The following is a 22,103-nucleotide window of genomic DNA, read 5'->3' on the forward strand; positions in this document are numbered from 1 at the left end:
CTATGACCGTCGAATCCTGGATTCCCGCCGGGCCCGCACTGCTGTTCTGCCCCGCCGACCGGCCCGAGCGCTACCTGAAGGCGCTCGACCGCGCCGACATGGTGATCCTCGACCTTGAGGATGCCGTCGCACCGAGTAACAAGCAGGCGGCCAGAGACGCACTCGTCGGCAACCCGGTGCATCCTGACCGGGTGATCGTGCGGATCAACGCGGCGGGCACCGACGACCACGAACTCGACCTTGCCGCCGTCAGCGAGACCCAGTACCGATTGGTGATGCAGGCTAAGACTGAGGATCCCGCCCAGATCAGCGCCCATGGGCTGCCGACGATCGCGCTCATCGAGACACCGATGGGCGCGATGCGCACCGAGGAGATCGTCGCCGCCCCGAACTGTGTCGGATTGATGTGGGGCGCCGAAGATCTCATCGCCGGACTCGGCGGATCGTCGAGCCGCTTCGGTGACGGCGAGCCCGATGCCGGCCAGTACCGGGATCTCCCAAGATATGTGCGCGCACGTGTCCGGCTGGCCGCGGGCGCCTACCAGAAGGCCGCGATCGACGCGATCCACGCCGACATCGACGACACCGCCGGGCTGGCTGCCGAAGTTCGCGACGCCGTCGCTCTCGGATACTCCGCCACCGCCTGCATCCATCCGTCGCAGGCTCCGCACATCCGTGAGGCGTACGCCCCGTCGCCCGAACGCGTCGAGTGGGCGCGACAGGTGCTCGACGGCGCTGCCGCCCACGACGGCGGGGTCTTCGCCCTCGACGGCGAGATGGTCGACGGCCCCATCATCGCCCAGGCTCGCGCCACCCTCGCGCGGGCAGGCGAACGTCCCACCGACTGACCGACCGACCGACCCCAGACCGTCCGAGCCCCGGAGGAACAATGTCCGACCCGACGTACACCGCAACTGACTCGTACAGCCGGGGGGAGGCCGAGCCCGCGCTGCTCACCGACACGATTGGCAGCGTGCTCGCACAGACCGCGGCGCGCGTCCCCGACTCGATCGCCTTGATCGACGCCGCGGTCGACCGGCAGTGGACGTACGCCGAGTTCCGGCGCGACGTCCGGGCGCTCGCGGCCGGTCTGCTGCGATTGGGCTGTGCGCCGGGCGACCGTGTCGGCTTGTGGTCGCCGAACCGGTTCGAATGGGTGCTCACCCAGTTCGCTGCCGCCGAAGTCGGAGTGATCCTCGTGGTGATCAACCCGTCGTATCGGCGTCACGAACTCGCGTACGTGCTCGCGCAATCGGGTACGTCACTGGTGCTCGCCGCCGAGAAGTTCCGAGACTCCGAGTATGCGCAGATGCTCGCCGACGTCCGCGACCAGACACCCGACCTGCGCGAGGTGGTGCTGTTCGAGTCGACGGAGTTCGCCGGTCTGCTCGCCGAGCCGTCCGCCGACGAACTGGCGGCGGTCGACGACATCGCGGCCGGACTGTCCGCATCGGACCCGATCAATATCCAATACACGTCGGGCACCACCGGGTCGCCGAAGGGGGTCACGCTCTCGCACACGAACATCGGCAACAACGGATATCTCGTCGGCGAACTCGTCGATTACACCGAGGCCGACCGGATCTGTCTGCCGGTGCCGTTCTACCACTGCTTCGGCATGGTGATGGGCAACCTCGCGGCGACCTCGCACGGGGCGGCCATGGTGGTCCCCGGCCCGGCCTTCGACCCGCAGACGGCGCTGGCTGCGGTCGAGAAGTACCGCTGCACCAGCCTCTACGGAGTGCCGACGATGTTCATCGCCGAACTGGCGTTGCTCGATACCGGTGCCGAGTTCGATCTGTCGTCGTTGCGGACGGGCATCATGGCGGGGTCGCCGTGCCCGGAGACGGTGATGCGGCGGGTGATCGACGAGATGAACATGTCACAGGTCTCGATCTGTTACGGCATGACCGAGACGAGTCCGGTGTCGACGCAGACTCGCACCGATGACCCGACGGACCTGCGTGTGGCGACTGTCGGCCGGGTGGGGCCGCACTTGGAGGTCAAGATTGTCGACCCGTTGACCGGCGACGTTCTGCCGCGCGGTGAGACCGGCGAGTTCTGTACGCGCGGTTACTCGGTGATGCAGGGTTATTGGAACGAGCCGGAGAAGACCGCGGATGCGATCGACGCCGACGGCTGGATGCATTCCGGCGACCTCGGTGTGATGGGCGACGACGGCTACGTCCGGATCACCGGCCGGATCAAGGACATGGTGATCCGCGGCGGCGAGAACATCTATCCCCGCGAGATCGAAGAATTCCTGTACACGCACCCGGACGTCGTCGACGCCCAGGTGATCGGAGTCCCCGATGAGAAGTACGGGGAGGAACTGATGGCGTGGATCCGCCTCCGCGACGGCGCAGCGCCGCTTGACGTCGACGCTCTCCGCAAATTCGCGACCGGCCAGATCTCCCGCCACAAGATCCCGAAATACGTCACCATCGTCGACGAGTTCCCGATGACGGTCACCGGCAAGGTCCGCAAGGTCGAGATGCGCGCCAAGTCGATCGAGATGCTGGGGCTGAGCTAACCGCGTTAAGCGTTCTCCGCGTCGAACACCGACTGCACGACTTTCATCGCCGACAGCGCGGCGGGCGCGCCGCAGTAGCCGACAGTGTGGATGACGGCTTCGGTGATCTCTTCGCGTGTCAGTCCGTTGGTGAGGCCGCCGCGGACGTGTCCGACGAGTTCTTCGTGGGCGCGGAGCGCGGTGAGGACGCCGATGTTGAGGAGGCTGCGGTCGCGGCGGGCCAGGCCCGGCCGGTTCCATGCGGCGTCCCACACGTGCTCGGTGACGTACCGCTGTATCTCGGCGGACTCGGTCCCGTCCGTGCGGGCCAGCGCGCGGTCGACGAACTCGTCGCCCATCACCTCTCGGCGCACGGCGAGACCGTTCGCGAACGCGCTGTCGGGATCTGGGGTGCCGAGGTCTGAGGTGGGCGAGTCAGTCATGGCGTCCATTGTGGACGGCGGTCTCGCTCGGCCGTCAATCCGCTGCCCGAGCGAGTGGTACGCGGCACTATGTTGAGAACGCAAGATTGTCGCGAGTGCGAAGGGGAGTCGAATGGGCCGGTCGCGGATGGAAGTCTTCGCCGAAGAAGTGAGTGACAGGGTCGGTCGCGACCTCACCGATTATCCCGACCTCTGGGAGTACTCGACCACAGATCTCCCCGGGTTCTGGCGAGCGGTGTGGGATCACTTCGGGCTCGACGCGATCGCCGAGAGCGGGCTGCGGCGTGCCGACCCGGTGCTCGCCGACTCGTCGATGCCCGGCGCCGTCTGGTTTCCGACCGTCCGCCTCAACTATGTCGATGCGGTCCTCGCGCATGCCGACCGGCCCGGCGCGGCGATCGTCGGACTGGACGAGGACGGTGTCCGCACCGAGATCACCTGGAACGACCTCCCGCGCCTCGTCGGAGCCGTCGCACGGACCCTCTCCGACGCAGGAGTCAGGCAGGGCGACGTCGTCGCCGCATACCTGCCCGACATCCCCGAAGCGGTGATCGCCTTCCTGGCGACCGCGTCCCTCGGAGCGATCTGGTCGGGCTGCGGCCAGGACTACGCGCCCGAAGGTGCGGCCGGACGTCTCGCACAACTCGAACCCAAGGCACTGTTCACAGCGTCCAGCTACCGCTACAACGGCAAGGACATCGACAAGCGGGCCGATTCCGCCGAACTCGCCCGACTGCTCGATGTGGGGACCCACATCGTCGTCGGTGACGCACCAGACGGGGCGACGGTATGGGCCGATGCGACATCGAACGGCGACGACCTACAGGCGTCCGTACGCGTCCCGTTTGACCATCCGCTCTGGGTGCTGTTCTCCTCCGGCACCACCGGCAAACCGAAAGGCATCGTCCACGGACACGGCGGCGTCGTTCTCGAGCACCTCAAAGAGACCGGCCTCCACGCAGACCTTGGCAACGACTCCGTCTTCTTCTGGCAGACTGCCCTGAGCTGGATGATGTGGAACTTCCAGATCGCCGGGCTGCTGGTCGGCGCGCGCATCGTCTGCTATAGCGGCTCACCGCTGTACCCGGACGCCGACCGACTGTGGCAGATCGTCGCCGACGAGCATGTCACCTACTTCGGTACCAGCCCCGGCCAACTCCAGGCATCGAGGAAGGCAGGTCTCGTCCCCGGCCGCGACCATGACCTGTCGGCGCTCACCACACTCGGCAGCACCGGGTCGACTCTCGCCGCCGACCTCTTCACCTGGGTCGACGATAACGTCCGTGGGCGCGCTGCATCGCCTGGCTCCGCTCGACCCGACTTGCCGGTCTCGTCGATCAGCGGGGGCACCGACATCGTGTCCGCATTCGCGGGAGGGTCCGTCGGCGTCCCGGTCGTGGCGGGCGAGCTCTCGGTGCGGCATCTCGGCGTCGCACTGGAGAGTTGGTCGCCGCAGGCGAGACCGCTCATCGGCGAGGTCGGCGAGATGGTGATAACAGCGCCGATGCCGTCGATGCCCGTCGCGTTCTGGAACGACGCTGACGGTGAGCGATACCGCACCGCGTACTTCGCGCACCAGTGGGATGTGGCCGACGCGCCCGTCGTCTGGCGGCACGGTGACTGGGTGACCCTCACCGATCGCGGCTCTCTCATCATCCACGGTCGTAGTGACGCAACCTTGAACCGCAACGGAATCCGCATGGGCTCGGCCGACATCTACGAAGTGGTCGAAGCCGTCGACGAGATCGCCGAAGCATTCGTCCTCGGCGTCGACGGGCCAGACGGCGCATATTGGATGCCGTTGTTCGTCACGCTCGTGCCCGGCGCCGAACTGACCGACGAGCTCACCGCCCGGATCGCGTCCGACGTGAAGACCCGACTGTCGGCGCGACACGTTCCCGACGAGGTCCTCGCAGCGCCGGGCATTCCCCACACTCGGACCGGCAAGAAGCTGGAAGTCCCGGTCACCGCGATCCTCGCCGGACGGAGCGACGTGAACATCGATCCCAAGTCGGTCGACGACTATTCGCTCGTCGAGTGGTTCCGGCAGCAGGGGAAAGCCCACGAGTGGTGATGTCTCGATCGACGCGCGGAGTCTCTCTACCAGGAGAACAGGCGCGTCGTCGCGCACGTGTACGACCCACACAGCTCACGTGTATTAGCGTGGACGACGTTCGTCGCAACGGCGGACGAGGCGAGTTCCATGCGTGAGGAGTCAGACGATGAGCTATCCCCAGTCCGGCGGATACGGCTACGGCCAGAACCCCCAAGGGGCACAGCCCTACGGTCAGCCCGCCGATTACGGTCAGCAGAGCCCGGGGCAGTACGAGGGCCAGCAGTACGCGGGCCAGCAGTACGGGCAGCCGCAAGGCTACGACGCCCAGGCCCAGCAGGCGCAGGCACAGCAGGGGCAGTACGCCCAGCAGCAGTACGCCCAGCAGTACCAGCAGGCCCAGTACGGTTACAGCGCGCCGCAGCAGCCCGCCAACCCGGGTCTGCCCGCCAACACTCCGATCATCCTGGCCGGCATCATCGGTGCACTCGGCATCATCACCCTGTTCTGCGGGTTCCTTGACGGATACTCGCCGGAGTCGGGGAGCGGCGACGGCGTTCAGCTGTTCCAGTCGCACTTCGTTCTGACGTACGGTCTCGTGACGCTCGCCGGGCTGCTCGCCCTGACGACGTTCGTCGTCGGCGCCACCAAGCACTTCGTCGCGGGTATCGCCAGCGTCGCGGTCACCGCAGGCATCATCACGATCTTCCAGTTCGCGATGATGGATCCGATGTTCAAGGAAGGCGGAAGCCGTGGTGTCGGCGCCATCATTCTGCTGATCACCGCGATCCTGTCGGCGATCGCAGCCGTCGCATGGCTGCTCGTCGAGGGCGGTCAGATCAAGCTCGCCGACGCGGTCGCCGCCCCCGCTGCGCCCGCACCGGTCGCGGCTGACGCGTCGCAGTACGGCGGAGCGCACCAGGCAGCCGCACCGGCCGCCGACTACGGCTACGGTTACGGCCAGCAGGCTCAGGCCGCCGCGCCGCAGGCTCAGCCCGGACAGTATGCGCAGACTCAGTACGGCCAGTCGGCTCAGTCGCAGCCGGGCGATCAGAACGCCACCACCGCGTTCGGCAAGCCTGCCACCGATCCGGGTGTGAACCCGCAGTCCGAGCAGCACTAGGGCTCGCCGCGGCGTGAGCGGATCGTCGAACTCTCTGGCCACCCGCCTCCGGCAGGTGCGCCTGGCTCGTCGTGCCGACAGCGCGCCGCGGAAGGCCGCCACCTGGGACCTCGTCAAGGTGGCACTTCTCGTCCCCGGACTGTCGATCCTCGTGATCGTCGTCGTTCTGGGCATCGTCCGTCTCCTCGCAGGCGACGGACTGTCCGGCATCATGTCGGCGACGGCGGCCGGCTGGCTCGCCGTCAACCAGGTTCCCGTCACCATCAGCGGAGTCACGCTAGGCGTCCTGCCGCTGCTCCCGACCCTGCTGGTGTGCGCCGGAACCGCCCGAGTGGTGGCCGAAGGCTCGTCTACCGCGCGTGAACTGCCTGATCTCGTGGGCATCATCGGAGCAGCGCTCGGCGGATCATTGCTGGTGACAGCATTGTCGCTGGCCGTGGTCGCCGACGGTGCCGCAGTCAGCGCAGTCGGCCAGCCCGACCCGCTCGCGGCGTTCGGCTACACGCTGCTCATTCAGGGGGTCGCGGTCCTCGTCGGCGTCGCGATCCCGAGTCTGAGACCCATCCTCGAAGAATTCGTGGTGCCTGCGACCGAACGGGTGGGTCTCCGTAGCGGAGTAATCGCGTTCGGTGTGCTCGTCGCGGGCGGCGCAGTTCTCGTCTTCGGCGGCATCGTCATGCACTGGGGTTCGGTGTCGGCGATGATCGCCGACGGCAACTCGTTCGACGGCTATCTCGGCCTCACCGCGCTGAGCATCCTCTATCTGCCGAACATGGTGATGGGCGCCGCCGTCGTCACCACCGGTTCCACCGTGCAACTCGGTGACACCGTCCTCGACGCGTTCGACGTGTCACGTGGGGCCGTTCCTCCGCTTCCCATCGTGTCGGCGCTCCCCGAGACAGGTCTCGGCGGTGTCGGCGGACTGCTGTTCGTCGTTCCGCTCGCCGCGGGACTCCTGCTCGGCTGGTACTGCCGCAGCAGCGACCCGATCCGTCACCTGCGCGCGGTCGCCATCGGCTCGGCGGTCGCCGCCGCACTCGTCGTGGCGGTGAGCTGGGTATCCGGCGGTCGTCTCGGCGAACTCGGCCACACCGGGGTCGACGTCGCGACAGCAGGTGTCTTCACGTTCGCGTGGCTCATGCTCGCCGGAGCGCTCGTCGTCGGCGGCATGTGGGTGTCGAACGGAGGCGTTCGCCGAGTTCGCGGCGCCGAAGACGACCTCGACTCCTGGCTCGACGACGTCGCCACCCACGACGAGCCCGTAGACGAACCAGCAGGCGCACCCGACGAGTTCACCGACGCTGAGCCCGCCCCCGGTTACGACGCCGGCGCCGAGGATCTCGGTGGTGAGCTCCCCGACGAGTTAGAAACGGCAGCCGAGTTCGAATTGGCCGACGAGGCTGAACCGGCTGACGAGGCTGAACCGGCCGACGAGGATCTGGTCGAACCAGAACCAGAACCCGAACACCGCGACTGAGTGGTCCCCGCCACCGGTCCGCGGCCTCGTCCGACACCGCTCCGAACTGTTCAAACCCATGCCCTAAACTTGGGTGCGTGACAGACGCCCCCCACGACACAGCGCACCGCTCACCCGTCGTGGTCCTCGCGTCAGGGGCCGGGACGCTCCTCGCCGCGATCATCGATCGTGCGGCATCCGTCGACGCCGCGTTCACGGTGGTCGGCGTCGTCGTCGACCGAGCCTGCCCGGCGATGCAGATCGCCGCCGATGCCGACATCCCGGTCGTCGAATGCATCTTGACCGAACACCCCGACCGCGCGACCTGGGACAGCGTCCTGACCGATGCCGTCGCCGCGTTCTCGCCCGACTGGGTGGCGACCGCGGGTTTCATGAAGATCCTCGGACCGGCGTTCCTGCAGCGCTTCGGCGGAACCGTCGTCAACTCCCACCCCGCGCTGCTGCCGTCGTTCCCGGGCGCGCACGGGGTGGCCGACGCCCTCGCATACGGCGTCAAAGTCACCGGCACCACGGTCCATCTCGTCGACGACGGCGTGGACACCGGACCGATCCTGGCCCAACGGATCGTCGAGGTGGCCCCCGACGACACCGAGGCCACCCTGCACGAACGCATCAAGATCGTCGAGCGCGCACTTCTACCAGAAGTGGTGGACGCGCTCGCCGCCCGTGGCGTTGTCACCGATGGACGAAAGGCACACCTCAAGTGAACGCAACTGCAGATCGCCGCGACGTGCGGCGCGCACTGGTCAGCGTCTACGACAAGACCGGACTGACCGAGCTCGCGACCGCGCTCCACGCAGCAGGCGTCGAGATCGTGTCCACCGGGTCGACCGCCAAGACGATCGCGAGCGTCGGCGTCCCCGTGATCGAAGTCAGTGAGCTGACCGGTTTCCCGGAATGCCTCGAGGGTCGCGTCAAGACGCTGCACCCGCGCGTGCACGCCGGGGTCCTCGCCGACACCCGCAAACCCGATCACCTCGCACAGCTCGACGAGCTGGGCATCGCCCCGTTCGAGCTCGTCGTGGTGAACCTGTACCCGTTCACCCAGACCGTCGCCTCCGGAGCATCCCCTGACGAGTGCGTCGAGCAGATCGACATCGGCGGCCCGTCGATGGTGCGTGCTGCGGCGAAGAATCATCCGTCGGTGGGCGTCGTCGTCGACCCGTCCGACTACGCGAAGGTCGCTGCCGCGGTCGCCGCGGGAGGCTTCAGCCTGGCCGAGCGTAAAGCTCTGGCCGCCAAGGCGTTCCGCCACACTGCAGACTACGACGTGGCGGTCGCGTCCTGGATGTCCAGCGACGCGCTGAGCTCCGGCAGCGATGCTGACGAGCAGACGTCGGTCTTCCCGGTGTGGGCCGGCGCGACCTGGGTGCGTGCCGACGTGCTCCGCTACGGCGAGAACCCGCACCAGGCGGCCGCGCTGTACACGTCCACGTCCGGACCGGCGGGTCTCGCGCAGGCCGAGCAGCTGCACGGCAAGGCGATGTCGTTCAACAACTTCACCGACGGCGACGCCGCGTGGCGTGCCGCCCATGACCACGCCCAGCCTGCGGTGGCGATCATCAAGCACGCCAACCCGTGCGGTATCGCTGTCGGCTCCGACATCGCCGAAGCCCACCGCCGCGCCCACGCGTGCGACCCGGTCAGCGCGTACGGCGGAGTCATCGCCACCAACCGTGAGGTCAGCGTCGAGATGGCCGAGCAGGTCGCCGAGATCTTCACCGAGGTCGTCATCGCCCCGTCGTACGCGGACGGCGCCGTCGAAGTCCTGCAGCGCAAGAAGAATGTCCGCATCCTGGTCGCCGACGCGCCGAGCGCGGCGGTCGCCGAGATGCGTCCCGTCTCTGGCGGCATGCTGGTGCAGCAGCGCGACGTGATCGACGCCGAAGGCGACGATCCAGCCAACTGGACGCTCGCCACCGGCGAAGCCGCCGACGAGAAGACCCTCGCCGACCTCGTCTTCGCGTGGCGTTCGTGCCGTGCCGTCAAGTCGAACGCGATCCTCCTCGCCTCCGACGGCGCGTCCGTCGGCGTCGGCATGGGCCAGGTCAACCGCGTCGACTCGGCGCATCTGGCCGTCAACCGTGCGGGCGACCGCGCCAAGGGCTCGGTCGGTGCGTCGGACGCGTTCTTCCCGTTCCCCGACGGCCTCCAGGTGTTGATCGACGGCGGCGTCCGCGCGGTCGTCCAGCCGGGTGGATCGATCCGCGACAACGAGGTGATCGAAGCGGCCAAGGCTGCGGGAATCACCATGTACCTGACCGGGTCACGCCACTTCGCGCACTGAGCTGGCACCGGCACGAATTCTGTTGCACACCGGTCGTGAGCCGACCGTTGTGCAACAGAACGCGCACGATTCCTCGCTGACCACGACGGCGTCATCACAGCGGACCAAGCTCGTAGGCTCGGAATGACGCGCGGGCAGATCCGTAGCCGCGTGACAAGAGACGAATGGCGGGCTACGGCGAAAGGGCTGTACCGCAGTACCTCCCACCCGATGATGGAACGGGTGCTCGTGCGGTCGGCGGTCCTGACGCACCACGCTGTAGCCGACCGGACCACTGCGGCCTGGCTGCACGGTCTGATCCGACCGCTTCCGGAGCTGATCACGCTAGCCGCCGACCAGGTCCCGCGCCCGGGCAGGTGGACGCTCGGTGATGTGGACCTCGTACGCCGTGGATATTGCGCCGACGATGTCACGGAGGTCGATGGCATCGCCGTCACCGCGCTGCCGATGACCGTCCTCCTGACGGCTGTCCTGATCTGCGACGGCTCGGCCTTCGCCGACCGCATGCTGCAGAAGAAGGTCGTGACCCGTCCCGCAGTTGAGCGCTGCCGCCGAGCGACACTCGGGTCGTGCGGGTGCGCCGGCGCTTCGCAGGCTATGAAGCCGATGCACGAATGGTGTTGCACAACGGTCCTCAGACGACCGTTGTGCAACACCATGTGTGCACCTCGCTACGGCGTTGCGCGCCGCAGCGTGAGGTACGACGTTCCGGCGAACAGAAGGTCCAACGCGAACACGATGCCGACGAGGGCGATCGGCCGCAGGTCGACGATCCATCGTCCGATTGCGGGCCACCCGCCGGCGAGGCTGACGACCAGGCATGCCAGGACGATCGCGACGACGATCGCCATGCCCGTGACCACCAGCCAGAGGGTGCCGAACCGCTTGTAGAGAGTCGTGCCCCAGAACCCGACGGCGAATGCGAACATTGCGATCGTGAAGTACATGAGCAGCGCGACGAACGGCCCCTGATCCCAGATCCAGGGCAGATAGAAGAAGTAGCCGTCGATGCCCCACCCGTCGGTGGCCCGCTCGATGAGTCCGCCGACCAGGAACGTCACGGCGACGGCCGCCGACGAGAGCATCGCCGTCGCATACGTTCCAAGGAAGTACTCGCGGCGCGTGATGCTCATGGCCTGCGAGAACGGGAACGTGAACGACAACGCCTGAACACCGACCACCAGGAAGTACCAGAGCGGTGCCTGGGACCCGCCCCCGTAGATCGGTTCGTCCATGTCGTCGACCGAGAAGACGATGATGCCGTAGATCATCATGCTAATTGCGAACGAACTGGCCAGGATCAACAGCGGCAGCCAGACGAAGGTCTGTTTGTTGAGCAGTTGCATGCGGATCACGTTGAACGTGCGATTCGCGGGCGCGGTGGTTGTCATCGGACGGCTCCCGTCTGATCGGAGTGTTGAGTGAACCGGACAATGAGTTCCTGCAGCGACACCGACGACGTCGTCAGGTGCAGCCGCTCGAGTCGGCGCGTGTCGTCGCTGCTGAGCGCGCCCAGAACGGTCGATGACGCGACCGGTCCGAGGTTCTCGCGGTGCAACTCCTCCCGGCCGGCGATGAACTCGTCGACGGCGGCCGCATTCCCGACGACGGTCACCGCCCTGCCGCGGAGCGCGTCGGCGTCCTCATCGAGGACGAGAGCACCGTCGTCGACCACCAGCACACGTTCGATGAGATCGGCGATCTCATCGATGAGGTGGCTCGACAGCACGATGGTGCGCGGATGCTCCGCGTAGTCACCGAGTAGACGGTCGTAGAAGATCTGTCGGGCCACTGCGTCCAACCCGAGGTACGGCTCGTCGAAGAAGGTCACCTCGGCGCGTGAGGCGAGCCCGATGATCACGCCGACCGCAGACAGCTGTCCGCGGGAGAGCTTCTTGATCCTCGTCTTGAGCGGGAGCCGAAACTCGGCGACCAACTGCTGGGCGAAGTCGTCGTCCCAGTTCGGGAAGAAGAGGCGCGCAGCGGCGAAGGCGTGCACAGGGCGCGCGTCGTCGGGATACCGCTGGCTCTCGCGGACGAAGCACACGCGGCTCAGTGCTCGAGAGTTCTCGTACGGCTCCTCGCCGTATACCCACGCCTGGCCCGACGTGGCGAAGTTCTGCGCGGTCAGGATCGACATGAGTGTGGTCTTACCCGCACCGTTGCGTCCGAACAGCCCGCAGATGATGTTCTCGGGGATGTCGAAGTCGACGGAGTCGAGGGCGACGGTCTTGCCGTATCGCTTGGTGAGGCCGCGGGCGCTGACCGCCGATGTGCGGGTTGAGGTGCTGGTCATCGTGCGTCTCCTTTCGAAGAGTGCTGGGGCGCTCGGTTTTGGATCAGCGTGACGAGATCGTCTGGCGTCAAGCCGAGTCGGTCGGCTTCGTTGAGTAGCGGTTCGATGAAGTGGTCCGCGAACGATTCCTGGCGTTCGCGACGGAGCAGGTCGCGAGCACCGGCCGACACGAACATTCCGACGCCGCGTCGTTTGTAGAGGACTCCCTTGTCGACCAGCATGTTGACGCCCTTCGCTGCGGTTGCGGGATTGATTCGGTAGAACGCGGCCAACTCGTTGGTCGAGGGTGCGCGGGTCTCCTCCGCGAGGCTGCCGTCGATGATCGAGTCGGAGACGTTCTCCGCGATCTGTTGGAAGAGGGCTCGTCCGTCGTCAATCATGAGCACCCCCTGTTCTTTGGTTAGTTAGTTGACTAACTAACCATCGCACCGGGTCGGGGGTGTGTCAAGAGGGTTGTGGCAGCCTGGCTGTCGTGGACGAACGACGATGCCCGTGCGGAAGTGGCGAAACGGTTGCGGCGTGCTGCGGTCGTTACCTGTCGGGGGAGGCGGCCCCGCCGAGTGCGGAGGCGTTGATGCGCAGCAGGTTCACGGCGTTTGCTGTCGGCGACGAGTCGTACCTGCTCGCCACGTGGCATCCCGACGTCAGGCCGCCGTCGTGCCCGATCGATCCGCAGGCGCGGTGGCTCTATCTGACGATCATCGACGTGCTCGACGGGTCGCCGTTTCATCGGAGCGGGGTGGTGGAGTTCGTCGCCGTCTATCGCGATGCCGACGGTCGGGGTGAACTCCGTGAGCGCAGCGCCTTCGAGCGCGTCGACGGTTGCTGGTACTACGTGTCCGGCACTCATCGCTGACCCGCGGTCGGCGGGGAAGCTGTATTCAACCAACCGGTTGACAATAAATGGTCGCAGGTGTGTAGTTATATTCAACCGGGAGATTGAATAAGGAGTGTGGACGATGTCTGACGACCAGTTGTCCCGAGTGTTCTCGGCTTTGTCTGACCCCACCCGGCGGGACATCGTCGCCCGGTTGACCACGGCTGATGCCACGGTGAACGAACTGGCTCAGCCGTACGACGTGAGCCTGCAGGCCGTATCGCGGCACCTTCGCGTCCTCGAAGACGCGGGGCTGGTGACACGCAGCCGCGAGGCGCAACGTCGGCCCGTTCATCTAGAGGCCGAGGTGTTCGACCTGATGACCAAATGGATCGAGCGCTACCGCAGGCGGGCGGAGGAGAGGTATCAACGGCTCGATGCCGTGCTCGCGGAAATGAACCGAGAATCCGACACACCCAGTCCCGAGGAGGACGCATCATGAACACGCACACACCGGCGTCGATCGACGCCGACCCGAGCCTTCCGCTCATCCGCATCACCCGCGACTTCGCGGCCACCCCCGCGCAACTACTCAGAGCGCATGTCGACCCGGAACTGTTCGCGCGGTGGGTCGGACCGGACGGGATGGACACCCGCATTGTCGCCTGGGACGCCCGCAACGGAGGGGAATGGCGTTATGTCGCAGGCCGCGACGGTGAGGAGTACGGTTTCCGCGGTTGCTTCCACACGATCAGCGACGACGTCATCGTTCAGACGTTCACCTTCGAAGGCATGCCGGACGACGTGTCACTCGAGACACTTCGATTCGAGGACCTCGGCGACGGACGTACGCGGCTGCACGCTCAGTCGCTGGTCGACAGCTTCGAAGGGCGCGACGCCTGGCTGGCGTCGGGTATGGAGGTCGGCGTCGACCAGGGGTACGCGAAGCTCGACGATCTGCTCGCCGAGGGGGAGGTGTGAGCGCCGTCAGCAACGCCTCACCCGCCGAACGACACCGCATCGTCGCCGCCGGATTCGCCGACGAGGTTGCGGCGACCACGGACTGGTCGGCGCGCAGTCCGGTCGAGGAGTGGACGGCCCGCGCCGTCGTCGATCACCTCGTGGAGTGGTTCCCAGCCTTTCTGGAAGCCGGCGGTGTCGAACTGTCCGAAGTCTCCGCCGACGACCCGGTCGACGCATGGGCGGCCCGCACTGCTGAGATCCAGGGGCTGCTCGACGGCGACGATGCGGCGCGTGACTTCACGCATCCGTACGTCGGGACCATGCCGTTGGCCGACGCGGTCGACCGGTTCTACACCGCCGACGTGTTCATGCACACGTGGGACCTCGCCCAAGCCGGTGGGCGTCGCCCAGATCTCGATCACGATTTCGCTGCCGACCTGCTCGCCGGGATGGGACCGCTGGAGGACATGCTGCGTTCGAGCGGCCAGTACGGTCCCGCGTACCCGGTGTCGAGCGACGTCGATCCCGCGGTCGCGCTGGCCGCGTTCATCGGACGTGACCCGCGTTTCGCGGATTAAAACGCACCGCAGGCAAAAGGCTTCTGCCTCGGGGGCTCCTCGGACATCCTCGAATCATGACCATCACCGCTGCGGCCACCGACCGCCCCGTCTCGTCGGGCGTCACCTCCGGCGTCGAAATCGACGTCGCCCGACTCGGACCGTCGCACGGCGCCGAGATCTCGGGCATCGACATCGCGTCGGCGACCGACTCTCAGATCGCTGCCGTGCGCGTCGCACTCGCCGAGTACAAGGTCCTCGTGCTGCGAGGCCAGGACCTCGAGGACGCGCACCACGTCGAGTTCGCCGCCCGACTCGGGGAGCTGACGGCTGGACATCCGGTGTGGGACAGCGGCGACGTACCGGACGAGGTGTACTCGCTCGACAGCACCGACAACGGGTTCGCCGACGTCTGGCACACCGACGTCACGTTCATGCCGCGTCCGCCCGCCGCATCGATTCTGCGTCCGCTGGTACTGCCCGAGTTGGGCGGCGACACCAACTGGGCCGACGCCGAGGCTGCGTACGCGTCCCTGTCGTCGCCGTTGCAGCGGGCCGCCGACGAGTTGGTCGCCGTGCACGACGGCAACCGTGAGTTCGGCTACTACCTGCGGCAGCGTCGCGAGGGCCGAGGCAACCTGTGGGACGGCGAAGAGGTGACGAGCCTGCGGCCCGTCCGGCAGCCGGTGGTCCGCATCCACCCGGAGACCGGACGCAAGTCCTTGTTCGTGAATCCCGGCTTCACCTCACACATCGAGGGTGTGTCCGAGGCGGAGAGCCGCGGGTTGCTCGATGCGTTCTATGCGCACCTCACCAAGCCCGAACATGTGGTTCGGCACCGATGGAGCCTCGGCGATGTCGTCCTCTGGGACAACCGGAGCACCGCCCACTATGCGAATCGTGACTACACGCAGCGTCGCGTCATGCACCGCGTCACGCTCCGCGGCGACCGACCCGTCGGGCCGCAGGGACTCATCGAGCCGTTCGGTGACGACCCCAATCAGTGGTGACTTGCGGAATGCTCGCCCGTAGGCCGGAATTCCCGTTGCGGGCGAACCGATCACGAGAGTGCGAGTAGCGTGGAACAGGTGGCAGATCAATCCACCAACCCGCCCCAGATCACAACTCTCGGCGAACTTCGCGCGTCCGATCACGTACAGCGCGGTGTGCGCGACGAGATCCGAAACAACCTGTTGACCGCACTCCGGAACGGTGATGACCCGTGGCCCGGCCTCGTCGGCTTCGACGACACGGTGATCCCACAGGTCGAACGCGCGCTGATCGCCGGACACGACATCGTCATGCTCGGCGAACGCGGCCAAGGCAAAACGCGGCTCCTGCGCACGCTCGTCGGCCTGCTCGACGAGTGGACACCGGTGATCGCCGGATCCGATCTCGACGAGCATCCGTACGAGCCGATCCTCCCCGAGTCGATCCGTCGCGCCGACGTACTCGGCGACGATCTGCCGATCGACTGGCGCCACCGCAGCGAACGGTACCGGGAGAAGCTCGCGACACCGGACACCTCGGTCGCCGACCTCGTCGGCGACATCGACCCGATGAAGGTAGCCGAAGGGCGCAGCCTCGGCGACCCGGAGACCATCCACTTCGGTCTGATCCCGCGTTCGCACCGCGGCATCATCGCCATCAACGAACTGCCTGATCTCGCCGAACGCATTCAGGTCTCGATGCTCAACGTGATGGAGGAACGCGACGTCCAGGTGCGCGGATACAGCCTGCGCCTACCGCTAGACGTCGTCGTCACCGCGAGCGCCAACCCGGAGGACTACACCAACCGCGGTCGCATCATCACCCCACTCAAGGACCGGTTCGGCGCCGAGATCCGCACCCATTATCCGCTCGACCTGGACGACGAGATCGACGTCGTCGAGCAGGAAGCCGACCTCGTCGCGACGGTCCCGACGTACCTCGTCGAGGCGCTCGCGCGGTTCACTCGGTACGCCCGCGAGCATCCGTCGATAGATCAACGGTCCGGTGTCTCCGCACGCTTTTCGATCGCCGCAGCTGAAACGGTGGCTGCGGCGGCGCTGCACCGGGCAGCGGTGACCGGCGAAGAGCTGCCTGTTGCGCGTCCGGTGGACCTCCAGTCGGTCATCGAAGTGTTGCGCGGCAAGGTCGAGTTCGAGTCGGGTGAGGAGGGGCGCGAGGTCGAGATCCTCGACTATCTGCTCCGCAAGTCCGTCGCTGACGTAGTCCGGGCACATCTTGGCGGCATCGACATGCGCCCGCTCGTCGAGGCCCTCGACTCCGGGCATCCCGTCCTGACCGGTGACCGGGTCCCCGCCGCCGACGTCGTCGACGCGATCGGTGATTCGGCCGAGGTCCACAAGGTCGTCGACGACATCGCAGGCCGACTCGACGCCATCGAACTGGCCGAGCGTGCCAGCGCTATCGAATTGGCGTTGGAAGGGCTTTATCTGGCACGTCGTATCGGCAAGGACGAGGACGACTACGGTCGCACCGCCTATTCGGTGGCCGCGTCCGATGACGAACTCGAACGCGATGGCGCGTAAGGGTTTCCACCGCTCCCGGTACAGCCGCTATACGGGTGGACCGGACCCGCTCGCGCCTCCGGTCGACCTGCGGGAGGCGTTGCGCGCGATCGGCGACGACGTGATGGAGGGCGTCTCGCCCGAGCGCGCGATGCGCGAGTTCCTGCGGCGCGGCGGACCGTCGAATCGTGGACTCGACCGGCTCGCGGAGGAAGCGAACCGGCGCCGCAGGGAACTGCTCCGCAGCCGCAACCTCGACGGGACGTTCGACGAGATCAGAGAACTCCTCGACTCAGCGGTCCTCAACGAACGCAAGCAGCTCGCCCGCGACCTCGACGACGACGCACGTTTCGCCGAGATGCAGATCGGCAGCTTGCCGGCGTCGACGGCCCAAGCCGTCCGTGAACTCGCCGACTACGACTGGCGCAGTCCGCAGGCGCGCGCCGACTACGAGAAGATCTCCGACCTCCTCGGCCGCGAGGCGCTCGACCAGCGGTTCGCCGGGATGAAGCAGGCGCTTGAGGGCGCGAGCGACGAAGATCGGCAGCAGATCACCGACATGCTCGGCGACCTCAACGACCTGCTCGCCAAGCACAACGCCGGACAGGACACACAGGCCGACTTCGATGAGTTCATGGACAAGCATGGCGAGTTCTTCCCCGAAGACCCGGAGAACATCGACGAACTGATCGACGCGCTGGCGCGACGGTCCGCCGCCGCTCAGCAGTTCTTCAATTCGCTCACCCCCGAGCAGCAGGCCGAGCTGGCTGAGTTGTCCCAGCAGGCGTTCGGGTCGCCCGAACTGATGAGCGCCCTCGGACAGATGGACGACGCACTCCGTCAGGCGCGTCCCGATCTGGACTGGGGCGGGTCGCAGGAGTTCTCCGGCGACAATCCGATGGGCATGGGGGAGGGGGCCGCCGCACTGCGCGACATCGGCGAACTCGAACAACTCGCCGAGCAACTCTCCCAAGGCTATGCGGGCGCGCAGATGGAAGACATCGACCTCGATGCGCTGGCTCGACAGCTGGGTGACGAGGCCGCAGCCGACGCACGAACCCTGTCCGAGCTGGAGAAGGCACTCCGTGACCAGGGGTTCTTCCGACGCGACCAGGACGGGAGCCTGAAACTCAGCCCGAAGGCGATGCGCCGACTCGGGCAGGCGATCCTCCGTGATGTCGCGGCGCAGCTCTCCTCTCGCGGCGGCGACCGGCGCACCGACCTCGCGGGCAGGCTCGGCGAGCCGACCGGTGCGACCCGCGAATGGGCGTTCGGCGACACCGAGCCGTGGGATGTGACGCGGACAGTGACGAACGCGGTGGTGCGGACGGCCGCCGACGGCGATGACCCCGCCGACGGGGTCCGAATCGATGTCCGGGACGTGGAGGTCACTGAGACCGAAGCCCGGACGCAGGCCGCCGTCGTCCTGCTCGTCGACACGTCGTTCTCCATGGTCATGGAGGGTCGGTGGACGCCGATGAAGCGGACGGCTCTGGCGTTGAACCAGTTGATCTCGACGCGGTTCCGATCCGACGAGCTGCATCTCATCGAGTTCGGCAGGCATGCGCGGTCGACGACGGTCGACGAGTTGACGGGTCTGGAGCCGAGGATGGAGCAGGGCACTAACCTGCACCACGCGCTCATGCTGGCACACCGGCATCTTCGCCGGTTCCCGAACGCGCAGCCCGTGCTGTTGATCGTGACGGACGGTGAGCCGACCGCTCATTTGGAGCCGGATGGCGAGGCGTTCTTCTGGTATCCGCCGCACCCGCAGACCATTGGGCTCACGGTGCGCGAACTCGACCTCCTCTCGCGGATGGGCACGCAGATCACGTTCTTCCGACTGGGCGAGGATCCCGGTCTGGCGAACTTCGTGGACCGCATCGCCCGCCGGATCGGCGGACGCGTCGTCGCACCGGATATCGACGGGCTGGGCGCCGCGGTGGTCGGCGACTATCTGCGGGCCCGACGCGCACGGTGAGTTTCACGCGCGCTGAACTCCTCGCGTTCGCAGGCACGAGCGTCCCGGATCTGATCGGTCCTGGATGCCGCCTCCTGATCTCCGGTATCAACCCAGGGTTGTGGACGGCGGCGACGGGCGCGCATTTCGCGCGGCCGGGTAACCGGTTCTACCCGGCGTTGTATGCGGCGGGTATCACCGACCACCTGATCGACGCGTCCGACGGGATGAGGGCGGCCGACAAGGCCGCGCTCATCGGTGCAGGCGTCGGGATCACCAATGTGGTGGCTCGTGCGACGGCGAAAGCCTCCGACCTGACTCGCGACGAATTCGTCAGGGGCGGTGAGCAACTGGTGCGGACCGTCGAACGGGTGCGTCCACGAGTGCTGGCGGTCCTCGGCGTCACCGCCTACCGGACGGCGTTCTCGGCCCCGAAGGCGACCGTCGGAGAGCAGCCGGAGGGGGTGGCGGGGGCGAGCCTGTGGGTACTGCCGAATCCGAGCGGCCTCAACGCCCACGAGAGTGTCGCGTCGCTGGCGCGCGCGTACCGGGAGGCCGCGGTGGCGGCCGGCCTGCGGCGAGGTGCCGTCTCGTAGAAGAGTCGCGACGGCGGCACAGGCACAATATGGGCATGGGGGAGATTCTTCGCTGGACGGCGAACATCATCGGAACCGTCGCACTTATCGTCGCCGCGGTGGCTCTGGCACTGTATTTCTGGCCGACGTCGCAGGTCCCGATCGTCGCGATCGCATCCGTGTCGCCGGTCATCGTCGGTGTGTCCGTGGTGCTCGCTCTCGCGTGTCTGGGGGCGACGCGTGCATGGTGGCGAGTCGGACTCGCCGTCGCCGTCGCCGTCGCCGCGATCGGCGTGCAAGCGCAGTACTTCGCCGCGGCGGACGCGCTGTCCGGAGAACCGATCACGGTGCTGACGTCCAACGTCATGTTCGGGGAGGGCGACGTCGACCAACTGGCGCGCCTGGTTCGGGACAATCGGGTGGATGTGCTCGCCGTCCAGGAATTGACTAGCGACGAGGCGGATCGGATCGCCGCGTCGAGTATCGCCGACGATCTGCCGCACGGTTTCGTGCGGGCCGGGTCGGGAGCGGAGGGGACCGCCCTATACAGTCGGTACCCGCTGTCGGACGAGGTCGAGTATCAGAGGTTCGTCTTCAACCAGCTTTCTGCTGTCGTCGCCGTTCCCGGGCGAGGTGACGTGCAGGTGTTCGCGCTGCACCCGGTGCCGCCGACCATCGCGCCGCAGTGGGGATCCGAACTCGGACGGATCGACGAGATCGTGCACGATGCGCCCGAGAATCGCCCGGTGATCGCGATGGGCGACTTTAACTCGACCCTCGATCACGCGCGGTTCCGGCAGGTGCTGACCGGCGGATACCGCGACGCGGGGGAGATCGCCGGCGTCGGCTGGCTGCCGACATATCCGACCGACAAATGGTTCCCGGCGATGGTCGGCATCGACCATGTCCTCGTCCGAGGGCTGTCTGCGGCGGACGTGACGTCGCACGACGTGCCCGGCACCGACCATAAAGCGGTGCTCGCGCACGTCGGGTGAGGCCCCGCCCGACTCGGCCACGATCGGCGATTACGTCAGGAGCCACGCCGTCACCGCGATGACCGGAATCGCCAGCACCGTCGTGACCAGCGCCGAGTCACGGGCGAGGATCTCGCCGCGCCGGTAACGGGTCGCGTACACGAGGACGTTCTGCGCAGTCGGCAGGGCCGCGATCACGACCTGGGCGAACAGCCGGTGGCCGGTGAGCCCGAACATCCAGCGTGCCGTCGCGTACGCGATCACCGGCATCGCGATCATCTTGAGTATCGACACGAGCACCACGTCACGCCGCGGGCTCTCGCCCTTCTTGAACACGGTGGTGCCAGTCAACGTGAGCCCGAACGCGAGGAGAGCGAGGGGAGCGGACGCCTGGCCGAGCATGTTCGCCGATTCCAGGACCGCCTCCGGCGGCGTCCACCCGGTGAGCGACACGATCAGGCCGATCGCTCCGCCGATCAGGATCGGGTTGCGCAACGGTACTGAGATCGTCTTCCAGACCGACGTCCGCGTCGACGCGTCGAGCGCGGTCAGGTCGAGGGCCGCCAGCGCGACGGGTGAATAGAAGACGATCTGGAACAGTAGGAGCGGCGCGATGAACGACTCGTCGTCCAGGACGAAGATCGCGATCGGCAGGCCGAGGTTGACGGAGTTCACATACGACGACGAGAGCGCGCCGATCACCAGTTCGGGAAGCTCCCGCCGCAGCCACAGGCGTGCGGTGACGAGGTAGACGAGTCCGACCGAGACCGCGGTGATCGACGCGATGGCGAGCGTCGAGGAGAAGACGGCCGACAGGTCGCTCGTGGCCAGCGAGTAGACCAGAAGCGCTGGCGTGCAGATGAAGAAGACGAGTCTGGCCAGCGTGGTGGACGCGTGTTCGCCGAGGGTGCCGGTCCGGCCCAGAATGTAGCCGAGACCGACGACGAGGAAGATCACGGTGAACCCGGAGACGACGCCTGACACCCGCGTAATGGTAGGTGCCGGCCACCCATGTGGAAGGTCCCGCCCGTCCCGTTTTGCCATGTGAGCCTCCGGCCGGTTAATCTGTTCGGGTTGTGTGCCGCGGTCGGATTGCCGTGGATACAGGCGATCAGCGGGTGAGGCGGGTCGGGACAGACCCGGACCCATGCCCGCGCCGAACGTGAGGAAGGGCGAGAACCATGGCAGTACCGAAGCGCCGGATGTCGCGGGCGAACACCCGTAGCCGTCGTTCGCAGTGGAAGGCAGACAATGCTCCGCTGCAGGAAGAGAAGATCAACGGCGTCACGCAGCGCGTGCCGCGTCGCCTGGTCAAGGCCGTGAAACTCGGCCTCGTCGATCTCGACCGTCGCTGAGACCACTCGCGACGACTAATCAGTGTCACCGGCTGCGGCCGACGAGCGTCCAGCTCGTCGGCCCCAGCCCGTTTAGCATTACCAAAACCCATAGGTAACGGAACCCCGCCGATATGCGGCGCCGTCCGTCAGTAGCGTGGGCGTGGGACGAAGCCAGCGACCCGGTGCGGTGGCGATAGTGAGAAGGTGGGGGTTGAC

The 22,103-nt window shown here is 66.9% G+C and carries 22 protein-coding genes; 17 read left to right on the top strand and 5 right to left on the bottom strand.

Translation table 11 applies throughout. From position 1 onward, the window contains the following. Window positions 1–2: 2 nt before the first annotated feature. Window positions 3–848 (top strand): HpcH/HpaI aldolase/citrate lyase family protein, encoded by an 846-nt coding sequence (locus L5G33_RS15190; RefSeq protein ID WP_236999027.1) that lies wholly within the window; start codon window positions 3–5, stop codon window positions 846–848. A 41-nt stretch (window positions 849–889) separates the two neighbouring features. Then, entirely contained in the window at window positions 890–2,533 is a 1,644-nt protein-coding gene (locus L5G33_RS15195) for an AMP-binding protein (RefSeq protein WP_236999028.1), read from the top strand. 5 nt (window positions 2,534–2,538) lie between these two features. Here L5G33_RS15195 and L5G33_RS15200 read toward each other — a convergent pair whose 3' ends face one another. Next, the gene (locus L5G33_RS15200) at window positions 2,539–2,955 is read right to left on the bottom strand and encodes a carboxymuconolactone decarboxylase family protein (protein WP_236999029.1); all 417 of its coding nucleotides are present in this window, start codon (window positions 2,953–2,955) and stop codon (window positions 2,539–2,541) included. Between the two features lie 85 nt (window positions 2,956–3,040). Here L5G33_RS15200 and L5G33_RS15205 point away from each other — a divergent pair, with 85 nt between their 5' ends. From L5G33_RS15205 to purH, 5 genes are all read left to right on the top strand, one after another. Then, entirely contained in the window at window positions 3,041–5,029 is a 1,989-nt protein-coding gene (locus L5G33_RS15205; RefSeq protein ID WP_308191589.1) for an acetoacetate--CoA ligase, read from the top strand. A gap of 148 nt (window positions 5,030–5,177) precedes the next feature. Continuing rightward, on the top strand, window positions 5,178–6,131 hold the full coding sequence (locus L5G33_RS15210) for a DUF5336 domain-containing protein (RefSeq protein WP_236999031.1): 954 nt from the start codon (window positions 5,178–5,180) through the stop codon (window positions 6,129–6,131). Between the two features lie 13 nt (window positions 6,132–6,144). After that, a complete protein-coding gene (locus L5G33_RS15215) occupies window positions 6,145–7,608 on the top strand; it encodes a cell division protein PerM (RefSeq protein ID WP_236999032.1) in 1,464 nt (487 codons plus the stop codon). Window positions 7,609–7,685: 77 nt separating this feature from the next. Beyond that, window positions 7,686–8,315: a phosphoribosylglycinamide formyltransferase gene (purN, locus tag L5G33_RS15220; protein WP_236999033.1), complete on the top strand. Its 630-nt coding sequence runs from the start codon at window positions 7,686–7,688 to the stop codon at window positions 8,313–8,315. Then, window positions 8,312–9,895, top strand: a complete 1,584-nt coding sequence (purH, locus tag L5G33_RS15225; protein WP_236999034.1) for a bifunctional phosphoribosylaminoimidazolecarboxamide formyltransferase/IMP cyclohydrolase — start codon at window positions 8,312–8,314, stop codon at window positions 9,893–9,895. Before purN ends, purH begins: the two co-directional genes overlap by 4 nt. A 671-nt stretch (window positions 9,896–10,566) precedes the next feature. Here the strand turns inward: purH and L5G33_RS15230 are convergent. The 3 genes from L5G33_RS15230 to L5G33_RS15240 are packed head-to-tail and all read right to left on the bottom strand — an operon-like array spanning window position 10,567 to window position 12,571. After that, entirely contained in the window at window positions 10,567–11,286 is a 720-nt protein-coding gene (locus tag L5G33_RS15230) for a hypothetical protein (RefSeq protein ID WP_236999035.1), read from the bottom strand. Further along, window positions 11,283–12,191, bottom strand: coding sequence for an ATP-binding cassette domain-containing protein (locus L5G33_RS15235; protein ID WP_236999036.1), 909 nt, complete (start codon window positions 12,189–12,191; stop codon window positions 11,283–11,285). The genes L5G33_RS15230 and L5G33_RS15235 overlap by 4 nt, the downstream gene beginning before the upstream one ends. After that, complete coding sequence (locus tag L5G33_RS15240; RefSeq protein ID WP_236999037.1) at window positions 12,188–12,571, bottom strand: GntR family transcriptional regulator; 384 nt, start codon at window positions 12,569–12,571, stop codon at window positions 12,188–12,190. The genes L5G33_RS15235 and L5G33_RS15240 overlap by 4 nt, the downstream gene beginning before the upstream one ends. A gap of 92 nt (window positions 12,572–12,663) precedes the next feature. On the opposite strand from L5G33_RS15240, the gene L5G33_RS15245 reads away from it, so the two are divergent. The 9 genes from L5G33_RS15245 (at window position 12,664) to L5G33_RS15285 (ending at window position 20,571) form a co-directional block, all read left to right on the top strand. Then, window positions 12,664–13,047, top strand: a complete 384-nt coding sequence (locus L5G33_RS15245) for a YchJ family protein (protein WP_236999038.1) — start codon at window positions 12,664–12,666, stop codon at window positions 13,045–13,047. Between the two features lie 103 nt (window positions 13,048–13,150). Then, a complete protein-coding gene (locus L5G33_RS15250; protein ID WP_236999039.1) occupies window positions 13,151–13,510 on the top strand; it encodes an ArsR/SmtB family transcription factor in 360 nt (119 codons plus the stop codon). Beyond that, window positions 13,507–13,989, top strand: coding sequence for an SRPBCC family protein (locus tag L5G33_RS15255; RefSeq protein WP_236999040.1), 483 nt, complete (start codon window positions 13,507–13,509; stop codon window positions 13,987–13,989). Before L5G33_RS15250 ends, L5G33_RS15255 begins: the two co-directional genes overlap by 4 nt. Then, the gene (locus L5G33_RS15260; protein WP_236999041.1) at window positions 13,986–14,549 is read left to right on the top strand and encodes a DinB family protein; all 564 of its coding nucleotides are present in this window, start codon (window positions 13,986–13,988) and stop codon (window positions 14,547–14,549) included. Before L5G33_RS15255 ends, L5G33_RS15260 begins: the two co-directional genes overlap by 4 nt. A gap of 56 nt (window positions 14,550–14,605) precedes the next feature. Further along, window positions 14,606–15,538, top strand: coding sequence for a TauD/TfdA dioxygenase family protein (locus tag L5G33_RS15265; protein ID WP_236999042.1), 933 nt, complete (start codon window positions 14,606–14,608; stop codon window positions 15,536–15,538). A gap of 78 nt (window positions 15,539–15,616) precedes the next feature. Then, entirely contained in the window at window positions 15,617–17,062 is a 1,446-nt protein-coding gene (locus tag L5G33_RS15270) for a magnesium chelatase ATPase subunit I (protein WP_236999043.1), read from the top strand. Then, complete coding sequence (locus tag L5G33_RS15275) at window positions 17,052–19,022, top strand: VWA domain-containing protein (protein ID WP_236999167.1); 1,971 nt, start codon at window positions 17,052–17,054, stop codon at window positions 19,020–19,022. Before L5G33_RS15270 ends, L5G33_RS15275 begins: the two co-directional genes overlap by 11 nt. Then, window positions 19,019–19,597, top strand: a complete 579-nt coding sequence (locus L5G33_RS15280) for a mismatch-specific DNA-glycosylase (protein ID WP_236999044.1) — start codon at window positions 19,019–19,021, stop codon at window positions 19,595–19,597. Before L5G33_RS15275 ends, L5G33_RS15280 begins: the two co-directional genes overlap by 4 nt. 35 nt (window positions 19,598–19,632) lie before the next feature. After that, the gene (locus L5G33_RS15285) at window positions 19,633–20,571 is read left to right on the top strand and encodes an endonuclease/exonuclease/phosphatase family protein (RefSeq protein ID WP_236999045.1); all 939 of its coding nucleotides are present in this window, start codon (window positions 19,633–19,635) and stop codon (window positions 20,569–20,571) included. 30 nt (window positions 20,572–20,601) lie between these two features. On the opposite strand, the gene L5G33_RS15290 is transcribed toward L5G33_RS15285, so the two are convergent. After that, a complete protein-coding gene (locus L5G33_RS15290; RefSeq protein ID WP_236999046.1) occupies window positions 20,602–21,534 on the bottom strand; it encodes an AEC family transporter in 933 nt (310 codons plus the stop codon). A gap of 197 nt (window positions 21,535–21,731) precedes the next feature. On the opposite strand from L5G33_RS15290, the gene rpmF reads away from it, so the two are divergent. Then, the gene (rpmF, locus tag L5G33_RS15295) at window positions 21,732–21,905 is read left to right on the top strand and encodes a 50S ribosomal protein L32 (protein WP_236999047.1); all 174 of its coding nucleotides are present in this window, start codon (window positions 21,732–21,734) and stop codon (window positions 21,903–21,905) included. Window positions 21,906–22,103 lie beyond the last annotated feature (198 nt).

The organism is Gordonia liuliyuniae (assembly GCF_021738805.1).
Taxonomy (GTDB): domain Bacteria; phylum Actinomycetota; class Actinomycetes; order Mycobacteriales; family Mycobacteriaceae; genus Gordonia; species Gordonia liuliyuniae.

Excerpts from the sequence above, each read along its gene's own strand:
- L5G33_RS15255 (WP_236999040.1), top strand. The coding sequence starts at position 13,507 with ATGAACACGCACACACCGGCGTCGATCGACGCCGACCCGAGCCTTCCG.
- L5G33_RS15190 (WP_236999027.1), top strand. The coding sequence starts at position 3 with ATGACCGTCGAATCCTGGATTCCCGCCGGGCCCGCACTGCTGTTCTGC.
- L5G33_RS15240 (WP_236999037.1), bottom strand. The coding sequence starts at position 12,571 with ATGATTGACGACGGACGAGCCCTCTTCCAACAGATCGCGGAGAACGTC.
- L5G33_RS15195 (WP_236999028.1), top strand. The coding sequence starts at position 890 with ATGTCCGACCCGACGTACACCGCAACTGACTCGTACAGCCGGGGGGAG.
- L5G33_RS15250 (WP_236999039.1), top strand. The coding sequence starts at position 13,151 with ATGTCTGACGACCAGTTGTCCCGAGTGTTCTCGGCTTTGTCTGACCCC.
- L5G33_RS15210 (WP_236999031.1), top strand. The coding sequence starts at position 5,178 with ATGAGCTATCCCCAGTCCGGCGGATACGGCTACGGCCAGAACCCCCAA.
- rpmF (WP_236999047.1), top strand. The coding sequence starts at position 21,732 with ATGGCAGTACCGAAGCGCCGGATGTCGCGGGCGAACACCCGTAGCCGT.
- L5G33_RS15230 (WP_236999035.1), bottom strand. The coding sequence starts at position 11,286 with ATGACAACCACCGCGCCCGCGAATCGCACGTTCAACGTGATCCGCATG.
- L5G33_RS15275 (WP_236999167.1), top strand. The coding sequence starts at position 17,052 with ATGGCGCGTAAGGGTTTCCACCGCTCCCGGTACAGCCGCTATACGGGT.
- L5G33_RS15285 (WP_236999045.1), top strand. The coding sequence starts at position 19,633 with ATGGGGGAGATTCTTCGCTGGACGGCGAACATCATCGGAACCGTCGCA.
- L5G33_RS15235 (WP_236999036.1), bottom strand. The coding sequence starts at position 12,191 with ATGACCAGCACCTCAACCCGCACATCGGCGGTCAGCGCCCGCGGCCTC.
- L5G33_RS15200 (WP_236999029.1), bottom strand. The coding sequence starts at position 2,955 with ATGACTGACTCGCCCACCTCAGACCTCGGCACCCCAGATCCCGACAGC.
- L5G33_RS15265 (WP_236999042.1), top strand. The coding sequence starts at position 14,606 with ATGACCATCACCGCTGCGGCCACCGACCGCCCCGTCTCGTCGGGCGTC.